The 21,083-nt window shown below is 67.4% G+C and carries 24 protein-coding genes; 14 read left to right on the top strand and 10 right to left on the bottom strand.

Features of this window, described 5'->3' with window-relative positions; genetic code table 11:
* From mlaD to EIK80_RS20755, 3 genes are read right to left on the bottom strand one after another with little or no spacing between them, the layout of a single operon-like run.
* Positions 1-516 (bottom strand): outer membrane lipid asymmetry maintenance protein MlaD, encoded by a 516-nt coding sequence (gene mlaD, locus EIK80_RS20765; protein ID WP_125158923.1) that lies wholly within the window; start codon positions 514-516, stop codon positions 1-3.
* 33 nt (positions 517-549) lie between these two features.
* Positions 550-1,215, bottom strand: a complete 666-nt coding sequence (locus tag EIK80_RS20760) for a phospholipid-binding protein MlaC (RefSeq protein WP_125158922.1) — start codon at positions 1,213-1,215, stop codon at positions 550-552.
* The gene (locus EIK80_RS20755; protein WP_125158921.1) at positions 1,212-2,096 is read right to left on the bottom strand and encodes a VacJ family lipoprotein; all 885 of its coding nucleotides are present in this window, start codon (positions 2,094-2,096) and stop codon (positions 1,212-1,214) included. Before EIK80_RS20755 ends, EIK80_RS20760 begins: the two co-directional genes overlap by 4 nt.
* A 222-nt stretch (positions 2,097-2,318) precedes the next feature.
* Here EIK80_RS20755 and EIK80_RS20745 point away from each other — a divergent pair, with 222 nt between their 5' ends.
* Entirely contained in the window at positions 2,319-2,909 is a 591-nt protein-coding gene (locus tag EIK80_RS20745) for a PadR family transcriptional regulator (RefSeq protein WP_199743566.1), read from the top strand.
* 17 nt (positions 2,910-2,926) lie between these two features.
* Positions 2,927-3,262: a DUF2218 domain-containing protein gene (locus EIK80_RS20740; protein WP_125158918.1), complete on the top strand. Its 336-nt coding sequence runs from the start codon at positions 2,927-2,929 to the stop codon at positions 3,260-3,262.
* Between the two features lie 3 nt (positions 3,263-3,265).
* Here the strand turns inward: EIK80_RS20740 and EIK80_RS20735 are convergent, their stop codons facing one another.
* The 4 genes from EIK80_RS20735 to EIK80_RS20720 form a co-directional block, all read right to left on the bottom strand.
* Positions 3,266-4,351, bottom strand: a complete 1,086-nt coding sequence (locus EIK80_RS20735) for a GNAT family N-acetyltransferase (protein WP_125158917.1) — start codon at positions 4,349-4,351, stop codon at positions 3,266-3,268.
* Between the two features lie 99 nt (positions 4,352-4,450).
* The gene (locus EIK80_RS20730) at positions 4,451-6,607 is read right to left on the bottom strand and encodes a prolyl oligopeptidase family protein (RefSeq protein ID WP_199743565.1); all 2,157 of its coding nucleotides are present in this window, start codon (positions 6,605-6,607) and stop codon (positions 4,451-4,453) included.
* Positions 6,608-8,749 (bottom strand): prolyl oligopeptidase family protein, encoded by a 2,142-nt coding sequence (locus EIK80_RS20725; protein WP_125158916.1) that lies wholly within the window; start codon positions 8,747-8,749, stop codon positions 6,608-6,610. It abuts the gene before it with no gap.
* A gap of 53 nt (positions 8,750-8,802) precedes the next feature.
* Positions 8,803-9,597, bottom strand: a complete 795-nt coding sequence (locus EIK80_RS20720) for a potassium channel family protein (RefSeq protein ID WP_125158915.1) — start codon at positions 9,595-9,597, stop codon at positions 8,803-8,805.
* 31 nt (positions 9,598-9,628) lie between these two features.
* On the opposite strand from EIK80_RS20720, the gene dapF reads away from it, so the two are divergent.
* From dapF to EIK80_RS20705, 3 genes are all read left to right on the top strand, one after another.
* On the top strand, positions 9,629-10,483 hold the full coding sequence (gene dapF, locus EIK80_RS20715; RefSeq protein WP_125158914.1) for a diaminopimelate epimerase: 855 nt from the start codon (positions 9,629-9,631) through the stop codon (positions 10,481-10,483).
* A 4-nt stretch (positions 10,484-10,487) separates the two neighbouring features.
* Positions 10,488-11,819 carry a tRNA (N(6)-L-threonylcarbamoyladenosine(37)-C(2))-methylthiotransferase MtaB gene (mtaB, locus tag EIK80_RS20710; RefSeq protein ID WP_125158913.1) on the top strand — a complete coding sequence of 444 codons (1,332 nt, stop codon included), beginning with the start codon at positions 10,488-10,490 and terminating at the stop codon, positions 11,817-11,819.
* Between the two features lie 104 nt (positions 11,820-11,923).
* Positions 11,924-12,802, top strand: a complete 879-nt coding sequence (locus tag EIK80_RS20705; protein WP_125158912.1) for an endonuclease/exonuclease/phosphatase family protein — start codon at positions 11,924-11,926, stop codon at positions 12,800-12,802.
* 36 nt (positions 12,803-12,838) lie between these two features.
* Here EIK80_RS20705 and EIK80_RS20700 read toward each other — a convergent pair whose 3' ends face one another.
* Positions 12,839-13,483, bottom strand: a complete 645-nt coding sequence (locus EIK80_RS20700; protein ID WP_125158911.1) for a trimeric intracellular cation channel family protein — start codon at positions 13,481-13,483, stop codon at positions 12,839-12,841.
* A gap of 91 nt (positions 13,484-13,574) precedes the next feature.
* Here EIK80_RS20700 and ftsY point away from each other — a divergent pair, with 91 nt between their 5' ends.
* The 3 genes from ftsY (at position 13,575) to EIK80_RS20685 (ending at position 15,789) form a co-directional block, all read left to right on the top strand.
* Positions 13,575-14,516: a signal recognition particle-docking protein FtsY gene (ftsY, locus tag EIK80_RS20695; protein WP_125158910.1), complete on the top strand. Its 942-nt coding sequence runs from the start codon at positions 13,575-13,577 to the stop codon at positions 14,514-14,516.
* Between the two features lie 3 nt (positions 14,517-14,519).
* Positions 14,520-15,131, top strand: coding sequence for an inner membrane-spanning protein YciB (locus EIK80_RS20690; protein WP_125158909.1), 612 nt, complete (start codon positions 14,520-14,522; stop codon positions 15,129-15,131).
* Between the two features lie 106 nt (positions 15,132-15,237).
* Positions 15,238-15,789, top strand: a complete 552-nt coding sequence (locus tag EIK80_RS20685; protein ID WP_125158908.1) for a MarR family winged helix-turn-helix transcriptional regulator — start codon at positions 15,238-15,240, stop codon at positions 15,787-15,789.
* An 11-nt stretch (positions 15,790-15,800) separates the two neighbouring features.
* Here EIK80_RS20685 and EIK80_RS20680 read toward each other — a convergent pair whose 3' ends face one another.
* Positions 15,801-16,076: a hypothetical protein gene (locus EIK80_RS20680; RefSeq protein WP_125158907.1), complete on the bottom strand. Its 276-nt coding sequence runs from the start codon at positions 16,074-16,076 to the stop codon at positions 15,801-15,803.
* Positions 16,077-16,194: 118 nt separating this feature from the next.
* Here EIK80_RS20680 and EIK80_RS20675 point away from each other — a divergent pair, with 118 nt between their 5' ends.
* Entirely contained in the window at positions 16,195-16,578 is a 384-nt protein-coding gene (locus EIK80_RS20675) for a hypothetical protein (RefSeq protein ID WP_125158906.1), read from the top strand.
* A 29-nt stretch (positions 16,579-16,607) separates the two neighbouring features.
* On the opposite strand, the gene EIK80_RS20670 is transcribed toward EIK80_RS20675, so the two are convergent.
* On the bottom strand, positions 16,608-17,876 hold the full coding sequence (locus EIK80_RS20670) for a cytochrome P450 (protein ID WP_125158905.1): 1,269 nt from the start codon (positions 17,874-17,876) through the stop codon (positions 16,608-16,610).
* Between the two features lie 144 nt (positions 17,877-18,020).
* On the opposite strand from EIK80_RS20670, the gene EIK80_RS20665 reads away from it, so the two are divergent.
* The 5 genes from EIK80_RS20665 to EIK80_RS20645 all read left to right on the top strand — a co-directional run bounded on the left by EIK80_RS20665 (position 18,021) and on the right by EIK80_RS20645 (position 21,078).
* Complete coding sequence (locus tag EIK80_RS20665) at positions 18,021-18,593, top strand: NifU family protein (protein ID WP_125158904.1); 573 nt, start codon at positions 18,021-18,023, stop codon at positions 18,591-18,593.
* Positions 18,594-18,672: 79 nt separating this feature from the next.
* A complete protein-coding gene (locus EIK80_RS20660) occupies positions 18,673-19,260 on the top strand; it encodes a malonic semialdehyde reductase (protein ID WP_125158903.1) in 588 nt (195 codons plus the stop codon).
* A 76-nt stretch (positions 19,261-19,336) separates the two neighbouring features.
* A complete protein-coding gene (locus tag EIK80_RS20655) occupies positions 19,337-19,978 on the top strand; it encodes a DUF1131 family protein (protein ID WP_125158902.1) in 642 nt (213 codons plus the stop codon).
* Between the two features lie 3 nt (positions 19,979-19,981).
* The gene (gene tsaB, locus EIK80_RS20650) at positions 19,982-20,629 is read left to right on the top strand and encodes a tRNA (adenosine(37)-N6)-threonylcarbamoyltransferase complex dimerization subunit type 1 TsaB (protein ID WP_125158901.1); all 648 of its coding nucleotides are present in this window, start codon (positions 19,982-19,984) and stop codon (positions 20,627-20,629) included.
* Positions 20,626-21,078 carry a GNAT family N-acetyltransferase gene (locus tag EIK80_RS20645; protein ID WP_125158900.1) on the top strand — a complete coding sequence of 151 codons (453 nt, stop codon included), beginning with the start codon at positions 20,626-20,628 and terminating at the stop codon, positions 21,076-21,078. Before tsaB ends, EIK80_RS20645 begins: the two co-directional genes overlap by 4 nt.
* Positions 21,079-21,083 lie beyond the last annotated feature (5 nt).

Genomic DNA, 21,083 nt, shown 5'->3' with positions numbered 1-21,083 from the left:
TCAGTAGCTCACGGCGGGTTGCGAGGCGGCCGGCGCGGCGGAGTCCGACGAAGCCGTCGCATCCGAACCACCCTGCGGACGGATCACCGAACCGATCAGGCCGAAGATGTCCACGGCGCCTTGCGTGTTCTCGATCTGGCCGCCCGGCTTGATGTCGTCCATGGCCGCGCCCGGCGCGATCGAGACGTGCGCGCCGCCCAGCAGGCTGTCGCTGGTGATCTTGGCGGTCGAGTCCGACGGCAGCTTCACGGTCGGGTCGATGCTCAGCTTGGCCACGGCGAGGAAGGTTTTCGGCTCCAGGGTGATCTGCGAGACGGTGCCGACCTTGACGCCGGCCACGCTCACCGCCGCGCCCGGGGCCAGCGAGCCGGCCTCGCCGAACTTGGCGTTGATCTCATAGTTTCCGCTCTTCATGTGAACGCCGCCCACGCTGAGCGAATAGATCAGGAACCCCGCCGCCAGGGCGAGGACGACGACGCCCATGGCCGTCTCGGCCCATTGTTCGCGCAATGCCAAATCCCCTTGGTCTTTAAGCCTGTCGTCCCGCCGCTACTTGCGGCGGCCAGAAGGCGCCGAGCCGCCCTTCTGGAGTTGATTGATCAGCACGTCGATGTTGCCGCCGGCGTTGTCGATCGTCGAGACGAAGTCCTGCTGCTGGGTGATGGCCAGCCAGATGCCCTTGAACTGGACGTCGACGACCTTCCAGGTCTGGCCGCCGCCCAGCACGCGCCAGGATACGGGCAGGGGCTGGGTGATCTGGCCGCCCGAGATCAGGGTCTTGACCGTCACGTCGCCCGGCTTGTTGACCACCGAGCCGACCACCTTCAGCTGCTCGCCGCGATAGTCGTCGATGCGGCTCTGATAGACGTTCTCGGCATAGGCGCGGAACACCGGCGTGAAGCGGGCCCGTTGTTCGGGCGTGATGGTGCGGGCGTATTTGCCCAGCACGAAGTTGGTGATGCGCGGCACGTCGGCCAGTTCGTCCACCGCCTGGTGGAAAACCTGGGTCTTCTGGGCGTCGCTCATGGTCTTGTTGGCCAGCACGGTGATCACGCGCTGGGCCTTGGTCTGGACGAAGGCCTCGGCGCCGGCGTCGCGGGCGCTGTTCTGGGCCAGGGCCGGACCGCCGATCGCGACAGCTCCGAAGAACGCCAAAAGCGCGGCGTTGGCGCCGCGCCGGGTGGAGGGGGTGTTGGTCATGGTCTTACCGGTCATGGTTTGGGCGCCGCGGGTGAAGCGTCCTGGGGCGGAGCTTCCGGGGGCGGCGCATCGAAGTCGGGAAGCACCTCGGCGTCGCCGGTCGCTTCGCGGATGAAGGCCTCGCGATACTGGGTGTAGGCCGAACGGGTGGTGACATAGGGGTCGGCGGCGTCCTTCAAGGCCTGGAACGCCGGGTCGGCGTTCGAGCGCACGTCGACGATGGTCACGCCGGTCCGGGCCTTGCCGAAGTCGGTGGACAGGCCGCCGACATACAGCGAGACGGGGTCGGTGACGATGTCCAGGACGCGGCCGACGCCGTCGCGGACGTTCAGCGGACCCATCAGGGGTACATAGAGATAGGCGCCGGGCTTGGCGCCCCATTTGCCAAAGGTCTGGCCGAAATCGGAATCGCGGCGCGGCAGGTTCATCTTGGAGGCCACGTCGAACAGGCCCAGCACCCCGACGGTCGAATTGACCACGAAGCGGGTGGTCGACCGCATGGCCTGCTTGGGCTTGCCCTGCAGAACCATGTTCATGACGGTGTTCGGCTCGCCCAGATTATAGACCGCCGAGCTGACCCGGTTGCGGACCACGCGGGGCGTGACCGCCATGTAGCCGTGGGCGATCGGCGCCAGGATCACGTGGTCCAGGCCCATGCCCAGCTTGAAGGAACCCCGATTGAAACCTTCCAGCGGATCGTTGGCCGCCTCGACGTTCGCGGTGGTGCCGACCGACTGGCCCTTAACGCCCTGTTCTTGAGCAAGGGCCGGCGAGAACGTCGCCAGGCTGGCGGCCGCGGCAAGCCCCATGGCGGCGATGCGCCGACCGGTCGCCCTGTGGCGGAGGCCGTTATCCTGGTCGTTCAAGCCCGTGCTCCTGAGTCTACACGCCGGCATGTATTCACGCCGCAATCCGTATCAAGACTGATTACGTTGTATTTCGGCCACGTTGGGCGGCCTTGCTTCAAATCGCCCTGACTTGAACCAGCCGGTCGCAAAGCGGCGACGTCGCGGCGTCGTGTTTTCCGACATAATCCGATATATCGAAAATAGCTCTTGACGCAATTCAGATCCGATATATCTATAAATCCGATATAACGAAACAGGATCTAAAACACAATGTTTGGACGACATCACCATCACCGCGGCCACTGGCGCGGTCAGGCCGACGAGCATCACGGCCGTCATCCCTTCGGTTTCCACGGCGGTCCCGCCGGTCATCATGGCGGCCCGCGCGGTCGCGGCGGCCGAATGGGCCGGTTCTTCGATCATGGCGACCTGCGCTTCGTGGTTCTCAAGCTGATCGCCGAGAAGCCCAGCCACGGCTACGAACTGATCAAGGCCATCGAGACGGCGGCCGGCGGCGCCTATAGCCCGAGCCCGGGCGTGGTCTATCCGACCCTGACCCTGCTGGAAGAGCTGGGCTACGTCACCGCCAGCGACGCCGGCGGCGGCAAGAAGCTCTACACGATCACGCCGGAAGGCGAGGCGTTCCTGGCCAGCAACGACGCGCCCGTCCGTTCGCTGTTCGAGCGCATGGCCGAGGCCGCGTCCGCCAGCGCCGCCTTCTCGCCGCAGATCATGCGGGCTCGGGAGAACCTCAAGACCGCGCTGCGTCTCAAGCTGCACGGCGGCCAACTGAGCGCCGAGCAGATCGCCGCCATCGCCAAGGCCATGGACGACGCCGCGGCGGTCATCGAAGCCATCTAAGCGGAAGGAGGGACGGCATGGAAAGCCACGCTCGCGTCGCCACCGACAAGGCGGCCCGTTACATGACCCAACTGGCCAAGCACTGGAGCCACAAGTTCGAGGTCGCCTATGACGAGACCTCGGCCGTGTTTCCGCTGCCGTTGGGAACCTGCCGGATGGTGGCCCATCCCGATGGCCTCGACATCACCGTCGAGGCCGCCGACCTCGAGGGTCTGGCCCGGCTGGAGGACGTGGTCGCCAAGCACCTGGACCGTTTCGCCTTCCGCGAGGGCGAGCTGAAATACGGCTGGACCCGCGCCTGGGCGGCCGGTTCGGTTGATCCGCGCGCCATGCGGATCAACGCCCTTCACTAGGGGTCAGTGCAGGCCGCGCAGCAGATCGATGCGGCGCATGGCCTTGCCGGGGATTTCGGAGATCCGGCCCAGCGGCAGGGATTCGGCGACGCTGCGCATGCCGTAGGCGGCGTGGCGGACCAGGGTCGGCAGCGAGGGCGAGCCCAGGAAGCCGAACACCACCGTCTGACGGGCGTTGGACAGCTCACGCTTGAACCGGTAGTCGCCCGTGCCGAGGTCCAGACGCGAATAGTCCGCGCCGTCCATGCTCTTCAGGATGTCCTGGAACAGCAGCATGCCGGGCGAATAGCGGTCGAGCTCGGGATTGTGGGCGATCAGCCAGCCGTGGATCGTGTGCTCGCCGCGCAGGTGCAGGTGCACGGCCGCCAACTGGTCTCCCAGATGCAGGGTATAGAGCCCGCCGCCGAAGTGGGGGGCGCGATTCTGGAACAGCGCCTCGACGAGGTCATTGACCCAGGGCGTCTTGAAGAGGTCGGTCTGGCCGGTGGCCAGCAGCTGAGCCCGCTTCCAGGCGATCAACTGGTCGAAGTCGGCGCGGCTTTCCGACATGGCCGTGTAGCGCGAGGGCCCGACCTCGCGCTCGGCCTTGCGGCGCTTCTTGTCGATGTCCTTGAGCACGCCGACATTGGCGGCCTTGCGCTCGGCGGCGTAGGCCTCGTAGCCGTCTGGCAGTTCGATGATCCAGGAGTCCGCCTGACCACGCCCGTGGCGGGCCAGGGTCTCGTCGTCGGCCAGCATGTGACAGAAGTCGATGCGCGAGGCGTGCAGGGCCGCCAGCAGGTCGCGCGGATTGACCGCGACGCCCGGGGCCGAGACCAGGGCCTGATAGTCGCACATCGGCGCGCCGGCCGGCATGGCCACGCCCTGGCGGATGCGGGCTGGAAGAAAGGCCAGGGCTTCGCCCTCGGCGCCGCGCACGATCGCGACCTTGACGGCCTCGCCCTTGTCGCCCTGGGCGCGGGCGACCGCCAAGGCCCAGTGCGGCGACAGGAACGGCGAGTCCAGCCGCGCCTGGCTACGCTGCAGCTCCATCCACCGCGCGATGTCGGCGGGGGAAAGGTCCAGGGCTTTGACGACTTGGATGGGCACTGTGACGGATCCGACAGCTTTGTCGGAGCGCATCCTGACGCCGATAACTTTCGTTTGGGTTGACGGCGCGGCGTTATCCGAAAACGCCGCGCAGCCCGCTCAATCCATCAGCTTGCGGCTGAGATAGACATATTCCAGCGCCTGGCGGCGGGCGGTTTCGGCCAGGTTGGCGCTGGCCGCGTGCCCGCCGTCGATGTTCTCGTAATAGAGCACCGGATAGCCCAGGGCCTCGAGCTTGGCGGCCGCCTTGCGGGCGTGGGCCGGATGGACCCGGTCGTCCTTGGTGGAGGTCTCGATGAACACCTCGGGGTACTTCTGGCCGGCCTTGAGGTTGGAATAGGGGTCGTACTTGGCGATCACGGCCCGCTCGGACGGTATGGCCGGGTCGCCATACTCGCCCACCCACGAGGCGCCAGCCCCGATCTGGCTGTATCGGATCATGTCGAACAGCGGCACCTGAACGACGATGGCGTTGTAGAGCTCGGGCCGCTGGGTCAGGGCCACGCCCATCAGCAGGCCGCCGTTGCTGCCGCCCATGATTCCCAGGCGACGGGGCGAGGTGATCTTCCGCGCGATCAGGTCCTGGGAGACGGCGAAGAAGTCATCATAGACCTTCTGGCGGTTGGCCTTCAGGCCGGCCTCGTGCCAGGCCGGGCCGAACTCGCCGCCGCCCCGGATGTTGGCGACGACGTACGTGCCGCCGCGCTCCAGCCAAAGCTTGCCCATCACGCCCGAATAGCCGGGGGTCAGCGGCACCTGGAAGCCGCCATAGGCGTAGAGCAGGGTGGGGGCCTGGCCGTCGTACTCGAGGCCTTTCGGCCGCACGACGAAGTAGGGGATCCTGGCGCCGTCGGTGCTGGTCGCCTCGAACTGCTCGACCACGTGGGCCCCGGCGTCGAAGCGCGCCGGCGAGGCCTTGACCTGTTCCAGCTTCAACGTGCCGGCGTCGGCCAGCCAGTAGGTGGTCGGAGCCAGGTAGCCGGTGGCGGTGACGAACAGGCGCTCGTCCTTTTCGGCGGTCGAACCCAGGCCGATGGCGCTGTTGGCCGGCAGGTCCAGCGTTTGCGAGGTCCAGCCGTTCGGGCCGTGGGTCAGGACCCGCGCCGCGCCCTTGACGTTGTCGAGCAGACCCACGACCAGCTTGGTGCGCGTGGTGGTCACCTGTTCGACCGATTGGCGGGCCGTCGGGCGCAGCACCAGCGTCGCCACGGCGTGGTCCGGCGCGGCCTTCAGCCTGGCCAGGTCGAAGCTGACCAGGTCGCCGGTCTTGAAGCCCTTCCAGTCCTGCTCCATCAGCACGATCATCTGACCGGCGACATAGCCCTGGACCGAGCTCTTCAGCGGCAAATCCAGCTTCACGGGCTTGTCGCCCTCGATCAGATAGGTTTCCGCCTCGAAGAAGGTCACGCCTCGGCCGGCCATCACCGCCACGGCCTTGCCGTCGGCGTCGCGCAGAACGAACGGATTGACCGAGACGTCGGTGTCGACGCCCCGGAACACCTCGACCGCCTGGTCCAGGGTCTGGCCGCGCTTCAGGGTCTTCAGGACATAGGCATAGCCCGACTTGGTCAGCTCGCCCGGCTTCCACTCGCGGCCGACCAGCAGGGTGTCCTTGTCGAGCCAGGTGTAGTTCTGCTTGCCCTCCGGAAGGACGAAGCCATCCGACACAAAGCTCTTCGTGGCGGTGTCGAACTCCCGGACCGTCACGGCGTCCTTGCCGCCGTCCGACAGGGTCACGAGGCACCGCGTGTCCTCGGGCGGCAGGCAGGACGCGCCCTTGAACACCCAGTTGGCGCCTTCGACCTTGGACAGGGCGTCGATGTCGAGGATCGTCTCCCAGGCCGGATCGGCCGTGCGGTAGCTCTCCAGGCTGGTCTTGCGCCAGACGCCGCGCACGTGGTCGGCGTCCTGCCAGAAGTTGCGCAGGGAGCCGTCGCCGGCGAACGAAACGCCGGGCACGCGGTCCTTGGCGTTCAGGATCGCCAGGGCCTTGGCCTCCAGGTCCGCATAGCGCTTGTCACCCTGCAGAACGGGCAGCGTCTTGGCGTTCTGGGCCTTGGCCCAGTCCATGGCGCGCGCGCCCTCGATCTCCTCCATCCAGAGATAGGGATCGTTCTTGCCCAGCTCGGTCAGCGGGGTGCGGGCTTCTTCGGCGGCCTTGGGCTGGTCGGCTGACATCTTTGATTCTGCGGCGATCGCGGGGGTGATGGTCATCAGGCTCGTTGAAGCGAAGAGAACGGTCAGAAGCTTACGCACTTAGTGATCCATCAGCTGTCGCGACAGGTAGGTGTAGTGCAGGGCCCAGCGACGGGCGTTGTTCTTGGGATCCGCGCCATTGGCGTGGCCGCCGTCGGTGTTCTCGAAATAGAGGTGGTCGACGCCCAGATCGTCCATCCGGGCCGCGAACTTGCGGGCGTGGCCCGGATGGACGCGGTCGTCCTTGGTCGAGGTGGTGATGTAGGCCAGCGGGTATTTCACGCCCGCCTTCAGGTTCTGGTACGGGCTGTACTTCTCGATCCAGGCGCGTTCGGCCGGGATGGCCGGGTCGCCATACTCGCCGATCCACGAGGCTCCGGCGGGCAGGTAGGTATAGCGGATCATGTCCAGCAGCGGGCTCTCGACCACCACCGCGTTCCACAGATCCGGACGCTCGGTCAGGGCCACGCCCATCAGCAGGCCGCCGTTCGAGCGGCCATAGGCGCCCAGGTGGCGCGGCGTGGTCGCCTTGTCGGCGATCAGCGTCTCGGCCACGGCGAAATAGTCGTCATAGGCCCGCTGGCGGTTGGCCTTCAGCGCGGCCTCGTGCCAGGCCGGGCCGAACTCGCCGCCGCCGCGGATATTGGCGACGGCATAGGCGCCGCCGCGCTCCAGCCACAGCTTGCCGATCAGGGGATCGTAGACCGGTAGCTTGGAAAGATTGAAGCCGCCATAGGCGTGCAGCAGGGTCGGGTTCTGGCCGTCCAGCTTCCAGCCCTTCTTGTGGACGAGGAAGTAGGGGATGGCCGTGCCGTCCTTCGAGGTCGCCGACTTCTGTTCGACCACCAGATCCTTGGTCTCGAACTGGGCGGGCAGGGCTTTGACCGTCTGGGCGGTGGTCCCGGTCGCGTCGGCCAGCTTCAGCTCGGTCGGCGTCAGGAAACCCTCGTTGGTGTAGAAAACCTCGTCGCCCTCGTCCGAGTGCGAGACCAGGGCGACCGAGGCGTTGTCGATCACCGGCAGGGCCTGGGAGGTGACGCCGAATTCGCCGCGCAGCCGCAGGCTGACCAGGCTGCCCCGGACGTTGTCGTAGACCACGGCCACCACGCGGTGATCGGTCACCGTCACCTGATCGATCGACTGGCGCGGACCCGGCGCCAGCAGCTGGCAGGGATCGCAGTCGTTGCTGATGACGATCTCGGGGTCCTTTGCCTTGGTCAGGAACTTGGTCGAGGCCGCGACGACCGAACCGGCTGGATAGGTGTAGGGGTGCGCGCCGATGGTGACGGTCCACGGCTCCTCGATCTTCAGGACGAGCTTGCCGTCGATAAGGCCGCGCACGCCGACCTTTTGCGGGATCGGCAGGCGCCTGGCGTCCTTGCCGTCCCAGATATAGGTCTCGTCGTGAAAGAAGTCGGTGGCGCGGGTCAGCAGGACGATCCGATTGCCGGCGGCGTCTCGCAGCACGTTCGGCCCGGCCGAGACGTCGGACTTCTGGCCGCGGAAGACCTCGACGGCCTGATCGAGGGTCTGGCCCCGCTTCAGCGTCTTGATGACGAAGCCGTAGCCGCTGTCGGTGGTCGTGCCCTCGCCCCAATTTCGGGTCAAGATAAGGGTGTCGGGGTCCAGCCACTCGATCGACTGCTTGCTCTCGGGCAGCACGAAACCGCCCGCGCCGGGGTCGACGAAGCTCTTGGTCGTCAGGTCGAATTCGCGGACCGTGACGGCGTCCTTGCCGCCGTTGGACAGATTCACCAGGCATCGGTCGTGAGTCTTGGGACGACAGTCGGCGCCCTTCCAGATCCAGTTCTTGCCCTCGGCCTTGGCCAGGGCGTCCAGGTCGATGACCGTTTCCCACTGCGGGGTCGCGGTCTTGTAGGACTCCAGGCTGGTGCGCCGCCAGACGCCGCGCACGTGGGTCTCGTCCTGCCAGAAGTTGAACACCGTCTTGCCGATGAAGGTCGGCATGGCGATCCGGTCCTTGGTCGACAGGATCTTCAGGGCCTGGTCCTGCAGGCCAGCGAAGCGCTTGTCGTCCGACAGGATGGGCAGGGTCTTGTCGTTCTGGGCCTTCACCCAGGCCAGGGAGTCGGGGCTTTCGACCGCCTCCAGCGCCAGGTGGGGATCGGCCTCCTGGGCGTACGCTGCAGTGGAGAGCATGGCGGCCAGGGCCGCGGCGGAACAGGTGCGGAGCAGGGTCATGGCGCGGGACGGTATCGGAAAATTTCCCCCGCGCCAGAGCTAGGCCGAGCCGATCACGTCCCGTCGTCGGGAATGTTCAGCAGAACGCCGCAGGCCTTGCAGTGGACGGCGTCCGGATCGTGCCGGCGCAGGCCGCAGGCGTGGCACTGATAGATGACCTTGTGGGGCCGCAGGATCGACTGGATCAGGCCGATGAACAGCGACACCCCGCCCAGCATCACCGCCATGGACAAGAGCTTGCCCCACACGCCCGGCAGGGTGACGTCGCCATAGCCGGTGGTCGTCAGGCTGGTGACGGTGAAATAGAGGGCGTCGACATAACCGGAGATCCCCTCGTGGCGGCCGGCGAAGCTCGTATAGACGAAGCCCGTAACCACGAAGACGAAGGTCGCCAGCGAGCTGGCCGCCCGGGTGATGTCCTCGATCCGCGTGTCGTCATAGCGCCGTCCCACCGTGCGCCAGAAGAACTCGCTGTGGATCAGGGTCCACAGGCGCAGCACCCGCAGGAAGCCGAAGTTGAACAGCCAGGCGGGAAACAGCAGGGTGGCCAGGACGAACAGGTCCAGCCAGCTGATGGGCTTCTTCAGCCAGGACCGAAAGTCGCCATGCGCGATGGCCCGGGCGGCCAGGTCGGCGGCCAGGAACGCCGCCACCCCGTAGTCTATCAGGTAGAAGGTCAGCCCATGTTTCTGCATCAGCGGCGCGGCGATGAAGAAAGCGATGAGGGCGATGTCGATCAGAATGATCCCGTAGCGGAACCGCACCGCCGTCGGCGAGGCGCCATGATAGAGGGCCCGCAATCGCGCGCGCAGGCGAAGGCCGGCGTGGTCCTGTTCGTCGCGGTGCATTTCGCTCTGCTTTCCACTATATAGCCCGGCTATGAGCCGCACCTTCCTGAAGATGAACGGGCTGGGCAACGACTTCGTCGTCATCGAGACCCAGACCCAGTCCTTTGATCCGACCCCCGAGGAGATCCGCGCGATCGCCAAACGCGGGGACGGCGGCGTGGGCTGCGATCAGGTCATCGCCATCGATCCGCCGAAGGCGGAGGGCGCGTCAGCCTATGTGCGCTTCTGGAATTCGGATGGCGAGGAGACCGGCGCCTGCGGCAACGGCACGCGCTGCGTGGCGTGGCTCCTGATGCAGTCGTCCGGCAAGGACGCCGTGGCGTTCGACACCGTCGCGGGCCGCCTGTCGGGCGTCGCGGCGGGCGAGAAGCTGGTGACGGTCGACATGGGGGTCCCGGGCCTGGACTGGACCCAGATTCCGCTGTCCGAAGCGATGAACACCGAGCGGGTCGAACTGCAGGTCGGTCCGATCGACGCGCCGCTGGTGTATACGCCGGTCTGCGTCTCGATGGGCAATCCGCACGTGGTGTTCTTCGTCGACGCCCCGGTCAGCGACGCCTTCGCCACGGGGACCGGCTCGTTGGTCGAGCACCACCCGCTGTTCCCGGAAGGCGTCAATGTCGGATTCGCTCACATCGCCGCTCGCGATCACATCCAGCTGAAGGTCTGGGAACGGGGCGCGGGCCTGACCGCCGCCTGCGGCACGGGCGCCTGCGCGGCCCAGGTCGCCGCCGTGCGTCGCGGCCTGACCGACCGCAAGGCGCGCGTCCAGTTCGAGACCGGCTCGCTGGTCATCGAATGGCGCGAGAGCGACGGTCACGTGATCATGACCGGCCCGGTCAGCATGGATTTCGCCGGCAAGCTGCCGGAGCGGGTCGCGGCTTGAGGTCATGACCACCTACACCGTCATCAAGGCGACGCCGAAGCCCAGGCCAGAGGCGGGTGAGGAGGGCGGTCCGGCCACGATGATGTCGGGCCCGGACGGCGTCGACGTCGTCACCTTCGGTTGCCGCCTGAACGCCTATGAGAGCGAGGCCATGCGGGCGCGCGCCGCCGCCGACGGCCTTTCCGACGCGGTGGTGTTCAACACCTGCGCCGTAACCAACGAGGCCGTGCGCCAGGCCCGCCAGGCGATCCGCAAGGCCCGCCGCGAACGGCCGGACGCGCGGATCATCGTCACCGGCTGCGCCGCCCAGGTCGATCCGGCCGCCTTCGCCGCCATGCCCGAGGTCGACCTCGTGCTGGGCAACGCCGAAAAGGCCGCGCCGGGCGCGATGACGGACACGACCGCCCGCGTGCGGGTCAACGACATCATGTCGGTCAAGGAGACCGCCGGTCACCTGATCGACGGACTCAAGGATCGCGCCCGGGCCTATGTCGAGGTCCAGAACGGCTGCGACCACCGCTGCACCTTCTGCATCATTCCCTATGGCCGGGGAAACTCGCGCTCGGCGCCCGCCGGCGAGGTGGTCGAGCAGGTCCGCAAGCTGGCCGCAGAAGGCTATCGCGAGGTGGTGCTGACCGGCGTCGACGTCACCTCGTGGGGCGCGGACTTGCCGGGCCAGCCGACCCTGGGCCAGCTGGTCGGTCGCATCCTGCGCCTGGTCCCGGACCTGCCCAGGCTTCGACTCTCGTCGATCGACGCGGCCGAGATCGATCCGGACCTGTTCAAGCTGCTCGAGACCGAGCCGCGCCTGATGCCGTACCTGCACCTGTCCCTGCAGGCCGGCGACAACCTGATCCTCAAGCGCATGAAGCGCCGCCACAGCCGCGAGGACGCGCTGAAGCTGGTGGCCGAGGTGCGCCGCGTACGCCCCGACACCGCCTTCGGCGCCGACCTGATCGCCGGCTTCCCCACCGAGACGGAAGAGGCGTTCGAGAATACGCTGAAGTTGGTCGAGGAGGCGGGCCTGGCCTTCCTGCACGTCTTTCCCTACAGCGCTCGGCCCGGAACGCCCGCGGCCCGCATGCCGCCAGTGAAGGGGCCGGTGATCAAGGACCGCGCCCGCCGCCTGCGCGAAGCGGGCCAGGCGGGCCTGGAGCGCCACCTGCAACGCCAGATCGGCCGCACCCTGCCGGGCTTGGTCGAGCGTGACGGCGTCGCCCGCGCCGACGACTTCACCGAGATCCGCTTCGAGGGCGGAGCGCCGCTGGGCGAGATTGTAACCTTCACGATCACCGGCCATGACGGGGCTCACGTCATCGCGGAGCGCGCAAACTGATCCGGTCAGCCTGGGCCCTTCTGGCGCTTTGCCTGCTGGCGGCCACACCGGCGCGCGCCGACGCGCCCAAGCCCGTCGCGGTCAAGCCCGTTACGCTCAGCGTCATGACGTACAATGTGGAGGGCCTGCCTTCTCTGGTCCGCAAGGGTCGCGGGGCGGCGCTGAAGCGGATCGGGTACGAACTGGCCGCCATGCGGGCCAAGGGCAAGGAACCCGACGTCGTCCTGATCCAGGAGGGCTTCCGCGACGAGATCTGGGACCTGATCGACGAGAGCGGCTATCCGTATGTCGCGCGGGGGCCGCGCAAGGGCCAGCGCGACGAGAACTACCTGAAGAGCGAAAAGCCCGACTTCCGACGCGTGAAATACCGGCGCCAGGGCGAGGGCTGGGGCAAGTGGGGCTCCAGCGGTCTTTGGGTGCTGTCCAACCATCCGATCGATTGGGTCAAGTCGCACGCCTATCGCTATTGCGCGGGCCTGGATTGCCTGGCCAACAAGGGCGTGATGCTGGTCTCGATCCAGGTCGCCGGCCTGCCGACCTCGGTCGAGATCGCCGACACCCACATGAATTCGCACGGGGCTTCGAAGGTGCCGCGCAAGCGTTACAACGAGGCCCACGCCCTGCAGACCCAGGAGCTGGGCCGCTTCCTGCAGGCCAGCCGCACGCCCGGCGCGCCGCTGATCGTCGGCGGCGACTTCAATGTCCGCCGATCGCCCGACCGCTTCGACAAGATGATGAGCGACTACCCGTTCGTGGTGGTCAGCCGCTGGTGCCACGAGCGCCCGGGCGCGTGCGACACCCAGATCTCGTACACCGGCGAGGCGCCGTGGCTGAACACCCAGGACCTGATCGGCTTCCTCAATGGCGATGCCGTCGAGGTTACCCCCAAGGCGGTCGAGGCCACCTTCGACGGCGCGGACGAGCCGGTGTTGTCCGACCACAATGGTTACAAGGTCACCTTCAGCTTGACCCCCAAGGGGTAGGGCGATCTTGGTCCCGGCGTCGGGGCCTGGCGACGGTCAGGCGTCGCGGGCTTCTTCTTCTCCCGCGAAACCCGGCAGGCTCCAGCCGAACTTGATCGCGCACGCCCGCAGCCCGAACGCCGCGACGAACCCCGCGAGGCCGGCTGGCCAGAACGGCGCGCCCAGCAGTTTCAGCACCGCGAACACACTCGCGCCCAGCAAGGCGGCGGTGATGTAGATCTCCCGGCGCAGCAGCAGGTTCGGCTCCTCGGCCAGGACGTCGCGGATCACGCCGCCGAAGGCGGTGGTCAGCACGCCCATGACCACGGCGCTGAACGGGTGGACGCCCAGGCTGAGCGCCTTGGCGGTGCCGACCACGGCGTAGGCGGCCATGCCCAGGGCGTCGAGCCAGAGGAGGGCGCGGAACCGCCACCCCCGCTTGCCCAGCAGCCAGACCACGGTGGCGGCCGCCAGGCAGGCGATGATGTAGCCCGGCCGCTGCACCCAGAAGACCGGCGCGCCGATCAAGAGATCCCGCAGCGTCCCGCCGCCCACGCCGGTGATCGCGGCGAAGAATCCGAAGGTGATGATGTCATGTTTGCGCCGAGCGGCCGCGAGGGCGCCCGTTGCCCCGAAAACGGCCACGGCGGCATAGTCGAGCCAGAAAAGGGCGGTTCCAAGCGGGTCAAGGTGCACGTCCATGCCCGTACATCGCATGCGTTACGCCACCGCGCTAACCCTGCCCCGGTAATATCCGATTTACACTTTCGCCCGTTCCCCTAAAGGAGCGCGGATGAGCGATAAGCCCGAGCAGAAAAAAGGCTGGTTCCAGCGCCTGACGTCCGGCCTCACCCGGTCGTCTCAAGCGATGACCGATCAGGTCACCGGGGTCTTCACCAAGAAGCCCTTGGACCAGGAACAGCTGGACGCGCTGGAAGAGATGCTGATCGAGGCCGATCTTGGCCCGCAGATCGCCGCGCGCATCACCGAAGCCTTCGGCAAGGCGCGTTTCGGAAAATCGTCGACCGACAACGAGGTCAAGGAAGCGCTGGCCGAGTTGATCGCCGCCGAGCTGGCCGATCGCCAGGGCGACTTCGACCCGCTGAGCGGTCCGCGCCCCTATGTGGTGCTGTTCATCGGCGTCAACGGTTCGGGCAAGACCACCACCCTGGGCAAGATCGCCGCCGACCTGACCGAGAAGGGCGCCCGCGTCCTGATCGCCGCCGGCGACACCTTCCGCGCCGCCGCCGTCGAGCAGCTGAAGGTCTGGGCCGACCGGGCGGGGGCCGACTTCATGTCCAAGCCCACGGGCTCCGACGCCGCGGCCCTGGCCTATGAGGCCGTCGAGCGCGCCAAGGCCGAACACTACGACGTCGTGTTGATCGACACCGCCGGCCGCCTGCAGAACAAGCAGGGCCTGATGGACGAGCTGCTCAAGGTGATCCGTGTCGTGAAGAAGGTCGATCCCGACTATCCGCACGAGACCCTGCTGGTGCTGGACGCCACGGTCGGCCGCAACGCCCTGGCCCAGGAGAAGATCTTCGGCAACCAGGTCGGCGTGTCCGGGATTGTCATGACCAAGCTGGACGGCACCGCGCGCGGCGGGGTGCTGGTGCCGGTGGCGCGCGCCTCCGACAGCCCGATCAAGCTGATCGGCGTCGGCGAGGGCGTGGAAGACCTGCAACCGTTCGACGCCCGCGCCTTCTCGCGCTCCCTCGTCGGCCTGAAGGACTGATCCGTGAGCGAAGCGCCCGCTGAGACCGAGAAGAAGAGCAACGGCTGGGTCCGGACGGTCGTCGACTATGGCGCGGCCATCGCCTTCGGCGTCGCCTATTTCGTCACCAAGGATTTCCAGAAGGCGACCTGGGTGCTGGTCGCCGCCTCGGCCGCGGCGCTGGCCATCGGCTTCGCGGTCGAGCGCCGCCTGGCCCTGCTGCCGTTGTTCTTCGGCGGCATGGCGCTGATCTTCGGCGCGCTGGGCCTGATCTTCCACTCGGACGTCTTCGTGAAGATCAAGGTCACGGTGATCAATCTGGCCCTGGCCGCCTTCCTGTTCGGCGGGGTCTTCACGGGCCGCCAGCCGCTGAAGCTGATCATGGGCGAGGCTCTGCATCTGTCCGACGCGGCCTGGCGCACCCTGACCCTGCGCTATGGCGGCTATTTCGGCGTCGTCGCCCTGCTGAACGAGATCGTCCGCAACACCCAGGACACCGACACCTGGGTGAAGTTCCGTCTCGGCCTTCTGCCGCTCGCCCTGGTGTTCGTCGCCACCCAGGTGCCCTTCATGATGAAGCACATGGCCAAGGGCGACGAGCCGGCCGCGGTCGAGCCGCCGGACGCCGGTTTCTAGAGGCGTCGTTTCCACCGTCCACGGACCGTTGTCGTCAAATCGACGTGTAAAGGTGCTACCTTTCGTCCGTCGGCCGAGCACGGCCTGCGGAAACGGGGGCGCGAGCATGGCCAAGAGCAAGGGCGAAAAGACGGTCGGGGGTCTCCTGGAGCGCTCGCCCAGCCACCTGCTTCACCGGGTCCTGCAACTGGCGCTCGACATCTACGCCGAGGAGTGCGGCGAGGCGGGGGTCACCCAGCGCCAGTTCGCCGTGCTGGCCGCCGTGGCCGAGAACGAGGGCGTCACCCAGACGGCCCTGGTCCGCGCCACCGGCATCGACCGCTCGACCCTGGCCGACATGGTCGCCCGCATGATCACCAAGGGTCACCTGGAGCGCCAGCGCTCCAGCGAGGACGCCCGCGCCAACAGCGTCCGCCTGACCGACGCCGGCCGCGAGGCCCTGGAGGCCATCCGTCCGATGGTCGGCATGGCCGACGCCCGCATCCTGGCCCTGCTGAAGCCCGGCAAGCGCGAGGGCTTCCTGGATCTGCTGTCGGACATGGCCGGCGCAGAGCTGCACCCGGCCGAGCCGGAGCCCAAGGCCAAGAAGCCGAAGGCCGAAAAGCCCAAGAAGGACAAGAAGCCCAAGAAGGACAAGGCCGCCAAGAAAGCGGCCTGAGCCTCTCTGGGCTAGACCACGATATTCAGCAGCGAGCCGGGGCGCAGGATCCTCGTGGGCTGGGCGTCCGGCTGCACGAACGGCTTCTGCGGCGCCTGGCGCTGTTGCGGTTGGGCCATGGTCTGCATCTGCACGGTCGACGGCGCGACGGCCGGACGGGTCGGGGCCGCGTCGCCCAGGGCCTGCTGGAAGAAGGCCGCGCGCGTCTGCGCCGCCGGACCCGTAGCGGGGGCGGAAGCGGGCTTCGACGGGACGGACGGCCAGCCGGCCGGGCGAACGTTGCTCATGACGTGGACTGTAACATGGTTAACAGAAGTTCGGCGAGTATGGTCAACGCCGCGTTAACGCGATAGCTCCGCGACCTGAGAGCGCACCCGCGCGCAAGACTTGACGTGTGGAGGCCCCGTGAGCCGGCAGAAGATAATCTTCCTGATCGTCCTGGTCGCGGTCGGGCTGTTCATCGCCTCGATGGTCGGCTCGATGATGCCCAGCAAGGAGGTCCTGCCGAACGGCTACCAGGTTTCGGTCGGCGGCAAGGGCGAGACCTGGATCCGGTCGCCCGACCGCCAGACCCTGGTGACCGACGTGACCTCGGTCTGGACCTCCGCCGACCGGATGCTGGTGGAGCGGCATACGACCGACGAGAAGCCGCCGTTCAAGCTTCTCGATTGCGACTACCAGGTCGCGGAGGGGCGCGGCGCCTTGCACCCGGTCGCCAAGGCCGAGGCGCTGGCCATGCTTGGGGACCTGGAACGTCAGACCGTGTCGCCCAAGACCTGCGTGAAATAACGGCTAGAAGGCTCCAGGCGCGTAGGCGTCTAGAGCCGCTCGGGGATCCGCACCATCATCCGCTCGTAGCCCTTCACGAAGGTCGAGTAGACCCGCTTGGGTTCTTCCAGCACCTCGATCTTGGGGAAGCGCTTGAGCACCTCTTCCCAGACGATCCGCAGCTGCATCTCGGCCAGGCGGTTGCCGACGCAGCGGTGGATGCCGAACCCGAACGACAGGTGGCGACGGGCCTGCGGGCGGTCGATGATGAAGGCGTCGGCGTTCTCGATCACCGTGTCGTCGCGGTTGCCCGAAACGTACCACATGACGACCTTGTCGCCCTTCTTGATGGTCTTGCCGTTGAGTTCGAAGTCCTCCAGCGCCGTGCGGCGCATGTGGGCCAGAGGGGTCTGCCAGCGGATGATCTCCGAGACCATGTTCGGGATCAGGCTGGGATCGGCGCGCAGCTTGGCCTCTTCCCGCGGGTTCTTGGAGAGAGCGTAGAGGCCGCCGGTCAGCGAGTTGCGGGTGGTGTCGTTGCCGCCGACGATCAGCAGGATGACATTGCCCAGATATTCCATCGGCGGCATGTCGCGGGTGGCCTCGCCGTGAGCCAGCATCGAGATCAGGTCGTTGCCCGGCTCGGTCTGGTTGACCCGCTCATTCCAGAGATTGGTGAAATAGCCCAGGCACTCCAGCAGCTCGGCGCGGCGGGCCTCTTCGCTTTCCACGAGGCCGCTCTCGGGCGAGGCGGTGGCGACGTCGGACCAGCGGGTCAGCTTGCGGCGCTCTTCCCAGGGGAAGTCGAACAGGGTGGCCAGCATCTGGGTGGTCAGCTCGATCGAGACCTTGTCGACCCAGTCGAACGGCTCGTCGATCGGCAGGGTGTCGAGGATCTGGCAGACGCGTTCGCGGATGACGCCTTCCAGTCGGCCCAGGTTTTGCGGCGAGACGATCGGGCTGACCGTCTTGCGCTGGATGTCGTGCTTGGGCTGGTCCATGGCGATGAACATCGGCAGGACGAAGTCCTCGTCGAAGTCGCGGATGGTGATGCCGCCCAGGTGCGCGTCCGACGAAAAGACCTGATGGGTCGTGTCGACGGTCATGATGTCGTTGTAGCGGGTGATCGACCAGTAGGGCCCGGTCTCTTCATCGCCCTTGGACCAGTGGACCGGGTCCTCTTTCCGCAGCCGCTCGAAATAGGGCCACATGGCGTCGGCCTGAAACAGGGCGGGGCTGGCCACATGGATGTCTTCCAGGGCCATGGCGTAGGCCTCCGCTCGCGCGGCGTCCTTCAGGTCAACCGAACCATCACTCATGGGGATCCTCCCGCGGATCGTTGTTTTCCAGATATACCGTCAGAAAATGACGCCTGTGTCACTTTTAAAATTCGCCAATCCACCAACTTGTGAAGGCAGGCGCCCGGTCTTGCGTCGCGACCTCGCGAGGTCCATTTCAGGGTCATGTTCATTCAGACCGAAACCACGCCGAACCCCGAGGTTCTGAAGTTCCTGCCCGGCCGCGAAGTGCTGGGCGAAGGCGCCCGGGAATTCCGTACGCCGGAGGAGGGCGACGTCTCGCCGCTGGCCAAGGCCTTGTTCGACCTGGGCGACGTGACGCGGGTGTTCTTCGGTCCCGACTTCCTGACCGTGACCAAGGGCGAGGACGCCCAGTGGCCGCACCTCAAGGCGCCGATCCTGGCGGCCATCATGGACCACTTCACCAGCGGTCGGCCTGTCCTCCTCGACCAGAGCGAGGGTGGCGGCCACGACGAGGGCGGCGTCTATGACGAGGAAACCTCGCAGATCGTCGCCGAGATCAAGGAACTGCTCGACACCCGCATCCGTCCCGCGGTGGCCCAGGACGGCGGCGACATCGTCTTCTCGCGCTTCGAGCCGCAGACCGGCGTGGTCTGGCTGCACATGCGCGGCGCCTGCTCGGGCTGCCCGTCCTCGTCGGCGACCCTGAAGGCCGGCGTCGAGAACATGCTCAAGCACTATGTGCCGGAAGTGACCCGGGTCGAGCAGACGCTTTGAGCGCGAAGGGTTGATCCCGTCGCGCGGGCGGCTATATCGTAACCCATAGAGTTACAGATAGCCTCCCGAAGGATCGATCATGGCCAAGCTCGAAGACGGCGCGCTCGCCCAGCTGTTCACCGAAGCCCGCACCCGCAACGGCTGGGACCCGACCCCCCTGCCGGAAGAAACGCTGCACGCGCTGTACGAGTTGGTGAAGTTCGGCCCGACGGCCGCCAACGCCAGCCCGGCCCGCTTCTATTTCCTGACCTCGCCGGAGGCCAAGGCGCGCCTGGCCAAGCTCGCGTCGGGCTCGAACGCGCCCAAGATCCTGCAGGCGCCGGTGACGGTGATCGTCGGCTACGACCTCGACTTCCCGGAAACCCTGCCGAAGCTGTTCCCACACGCGCCGGGCGCCAAGGACTGGTTCAGCGACATGACGGCCCGCGAGTGGGGCGCGCTGCGCAACAGCTCGCTGCAGGGCGGCTATTTCATCCTGGCCGCGCGGGCCCTGGGCCTGGACGCGGGACCCATGTCGGGCTTCGACAACGCCGGCGTCGACGCCGAGTTCTTCGCGGGCACGAACATCAAGAGCAATTTCATCGTCTCGATCGGCCACGGCACGGACGAGGGCCTGTTCCCGCGCAATCCGCGGCTCGCCTTCGACGAGGCGGCGAAGATTCTCTGACTCTAAGTAACAGCGTCCTGTCGGCTTTGCCGACAGGTTGGGTGACGGCGGAGGGGCGTCGGGCTAAAACGGCCGCATGACCCTCCGCCACACCCTCCTCGCCCTGCCGCTCGTGATGCTCGCCGCCTGCGGGCCGGCCAAGAAGGACGAGACCGCCAACGCGCCCGCCGCCGAGACGGGCGCGAAAGCCCCGGTCCATGTGGCCATCGCGCCCTATGCCGGCGGCCCGCTGAAAATCAGCAACGACGGCGTCGGGCCGATCAACGGCTCGGTCGCCTTCGATCTGGCCACGTTGAAGGTGCTGTTCCCCAAGGCCAAGGTCGAACAGGCCTTCCTGCACTTCGGTGAAGGCCCGGCGCAGCCGATCATCACTGTCGAGCAGGACAATGTTCCGCTGGCCGAGATCGGCAAGACCGACGAAGCCGAGATCGCCTATGTCCGGGTCGACGCCGGCGACGCGCGCGGCCCCAAGGACGAGCAACTTCTGGCCAGGTGGGCCGACCTCGGCTTCACCGTCGACCAGTGCCGGGCGGGCGAGGGCCGCGAGATCAACCAGACGATCTGCGTCCGTCCCGAGACCCCGAACGTCTCCTATGTGTTCGGCGTCCCCGGCTACACGGGCAAGGCCGTGCCGCCTGAGGCGACCCTGAAGGCCAAGGGCCAGCTGAACGCGTTCATCTGGCGTCCGGCCGAAGGCGCGGTCGTCGGCGCCGGCTGATCCATGATCCTGTCGATCGACACCTGCCTCGGCGCCAGTTCGGTCGCCGTGCTGGACGGCGAGCGCGTGCTGGCCGCCCGCAGCGCGCCCATGACCCGCGGTCACCAGGAGCGGATCGGCGTGCTGGCGCGGGAAGCCGCCGCCGAGGCCGGCGTGGCCTTCGCGGATCTCACCCGCATCGCCGTCACGGTGGGTCCCGGCTCGTTCACCGGCCTGCGCGTGGGCCTGGCCTTCGCCAAGGGTCTGGCCACGGCGCTGTCGATCCCGTGTGTTGGCGTCAACACGCTGGAGAGCCTCGCGTTCGGCCACAAGGGCTTCGTCGCCGCCGTCATCGACGCGCGGATGAGCCAGGTCTACATCCAGGTCTTCGCCGACGGCGTCTCGCTGATGGCGCCGGACGCCCTGAGCCTCGGCGAGGCCGCCGCGCGCCTGGCCGAGCTCTATTCCGGCGGCCCCGCGACCCTGGTCGGCTCCGGCGCGCCGCTGCTGGCCGACGCGCTGAGCGGCGTCACCGTGCTGACCCCGGCCGCGCCGGATCCCGTCGCCGTCGCGCGCCTGGCCGCCGCCAAATCCGCGCCCAGCCATTCGCCCCGGCCGCTCTATCTGCGCGCGCCCTACGCGACCTTGCCCGCCGCCCCATCCGAACCATGAACCTGCGTCCCGTCGGCTCCGAAGCCGCTTTCGATCTCGCCGATCTCCACGACAAGGCCTTCGACCGGCCCTGGACGGCGCTGGAGTTCGACGACCTTTTGAAATCTCCGGGCGCTTTCGCCGTCTTGGGCGAAGCCGGCGAGCCGGCCGAAAGCAAGGGCTTCATCCTCTGCCGCTCGATCGCGGGCGAGGCCGAGATCCTGACCATCGCCGTCGATCCGACCGCCCGCCGCCGGGGCTGGGGCGCGGCGCTGGTGGAAATCGCCGCCGGGATCGCCGCCGAAACCGGGTCCGAGGCGATGTTTCTGGAGGTCGCCGCCGACAATCTGGGGGCCCTCGCTCTCTACCAATCGACGGGTTTCGCCAAGGTCGGCTTGCGCAAGGGCTATTATCCCCACCCGGATGGGGCCAAGGACGCGCTTGTCATGCGGCGAGCGCTTAACACTTAAGGGCC

The organism is Caulobacter sp. 602-1, from assembly GCF_003931565.1.
Classification (GTDB): domain Bacteria; phylum Pseudomonadota; class Alphaproteobacteria; order Caulobacterales; family Caulobacteraceae; genus Caulobacter.
This window is presented reverse-complemented; position numbering and strand designations above follow the sequence as displayed.

Coding starts and splice junctions, on each gene's coding strand:
- EIK80_RS20705 (WP_125158912.1), top strand. CDS start 11,924: ATGACGTACAATGTGGAGGGCCTGCCTTCTCTGGTCCGCAAGGGTCGC.
- EIK80_RS20665 (WP_125158904.1), top strand. CDS start 18,021: ATGTTCATTCAGACCGAAACCACGCCGAACCCCGAGGTTCTGAAGTTC.
- EIK80_RS20740 (WP_125158918.1), top strand. CDS start 2,927: ATGGAAAGCCACGCTCGCGTCGCCACCGACAAGGCGGCCCGTTACATG.
- mtaB (WP_125158913.1), top strand. CDS start 10,488: ATGACCACCTACACCGTCATCAAGGCGACGCCGAAGCCCAGGCCAGAG.
- EIK80_RS20720 (WP_125158915.1), bottom strand. CDS start 9,597: ATGCACCGCGACGAACAGGACCACGCCGGCCTTCGCCTGCGCGCGCGA.
- EIK80_RS20760 (WP_125158922.1), bottom strand. CDS start 1,215: ATGACCGGTAAGACCATGACCAACACCCCCTCCACCCGGCGCGGCGCC.
- EIK80_RS20700 (WP_125158911.1), bottom strand. CDS start 13,483: ATGGACGTGCACCTTGACCCGCTTGGAACCGCCCTTTTCTGGCTCGAC.
- EIK80_RS20680 (WP_125158907.1), bottom strand. CDS start 16,076: ATGAGCAACGTTCGCCCGGCCGGCTGGCCGTCCGTCCCGTCGAAGCCC.
- dapF (WP_125158914.1), top strand. CDS start 9,629: ATGAGCCGCACCTTCCTGAAGATGAACGGGCTGGGCAACGACTTCGTC.
- ftsY (WP_125158910.1), top strand. CDS start 13,575: ATGAGCGATAAGCCCGAGCAGAAAAAAGGCTGGTTCCAGCGCCTGACG.
- EIK80_RS20755 (WP_125158921.1), bottom strand. CDS start 2,096: ATGCCGGCGTGTAGACTCAGGAGCACGGGCTTGAACGACCAGGATAAC.
- EIK80_RS20745 (WP_199743566.1), top strand. CDS start 2,319: ATGTTTGGACGACATCACCATCACCGCGGCCACTGGCGCGGTCAGGCC.
- tsaB (WP_125158901.1), top strand. CDS start 19,982: ATGATCCTGTCGATCGACACCTGCCTCGGCGCCAGTTCGGTCGCCGTG.
- EIK80_RS20685 (WP_125158908.1), top strand. CDS start 15,238: ATGGCCAAGAGCAAGGGCGAAAAGACGGTCGGGGGTCTCCTGGAGCGC.
- EIK80_RS20655 (WP_125158902.1), top strand. CDS start 19,337: ATGACCCTCCGCCACACCCTCCTCGCCCTGCCGCTCGTGATGCTCGCC.
- EIK80_RS20660 (WP_125158903.1), top strand. CDS start 18,673: ATGGCCAAGCTCGAAGACGGCGCGCTCGCCCAGCTGTTCACCGAAGCC.
- EIK80_RS20670 (WP_125158905.1), bottom strand. CDS start 17,876: ATGAGTGATGGTTCGGTTGACCTGAAGGACGCCGCGCGAGCGGAGGCC.
- EIK80_RS20725 (WP_125158916.1), bottom strand. CDS start 8,749: ATGACCCTGCTCCGCACCTGTTCCGCCGCGGCCCTGGCCGCCATGCTC.
- EIK80_RS20645 (WP_125158900.1), top strand. CDS start 20,626: ATGAACCTGCGTCCCGTCGGCTCCGAAGCCGCTTTCGATCTCGCCGAT.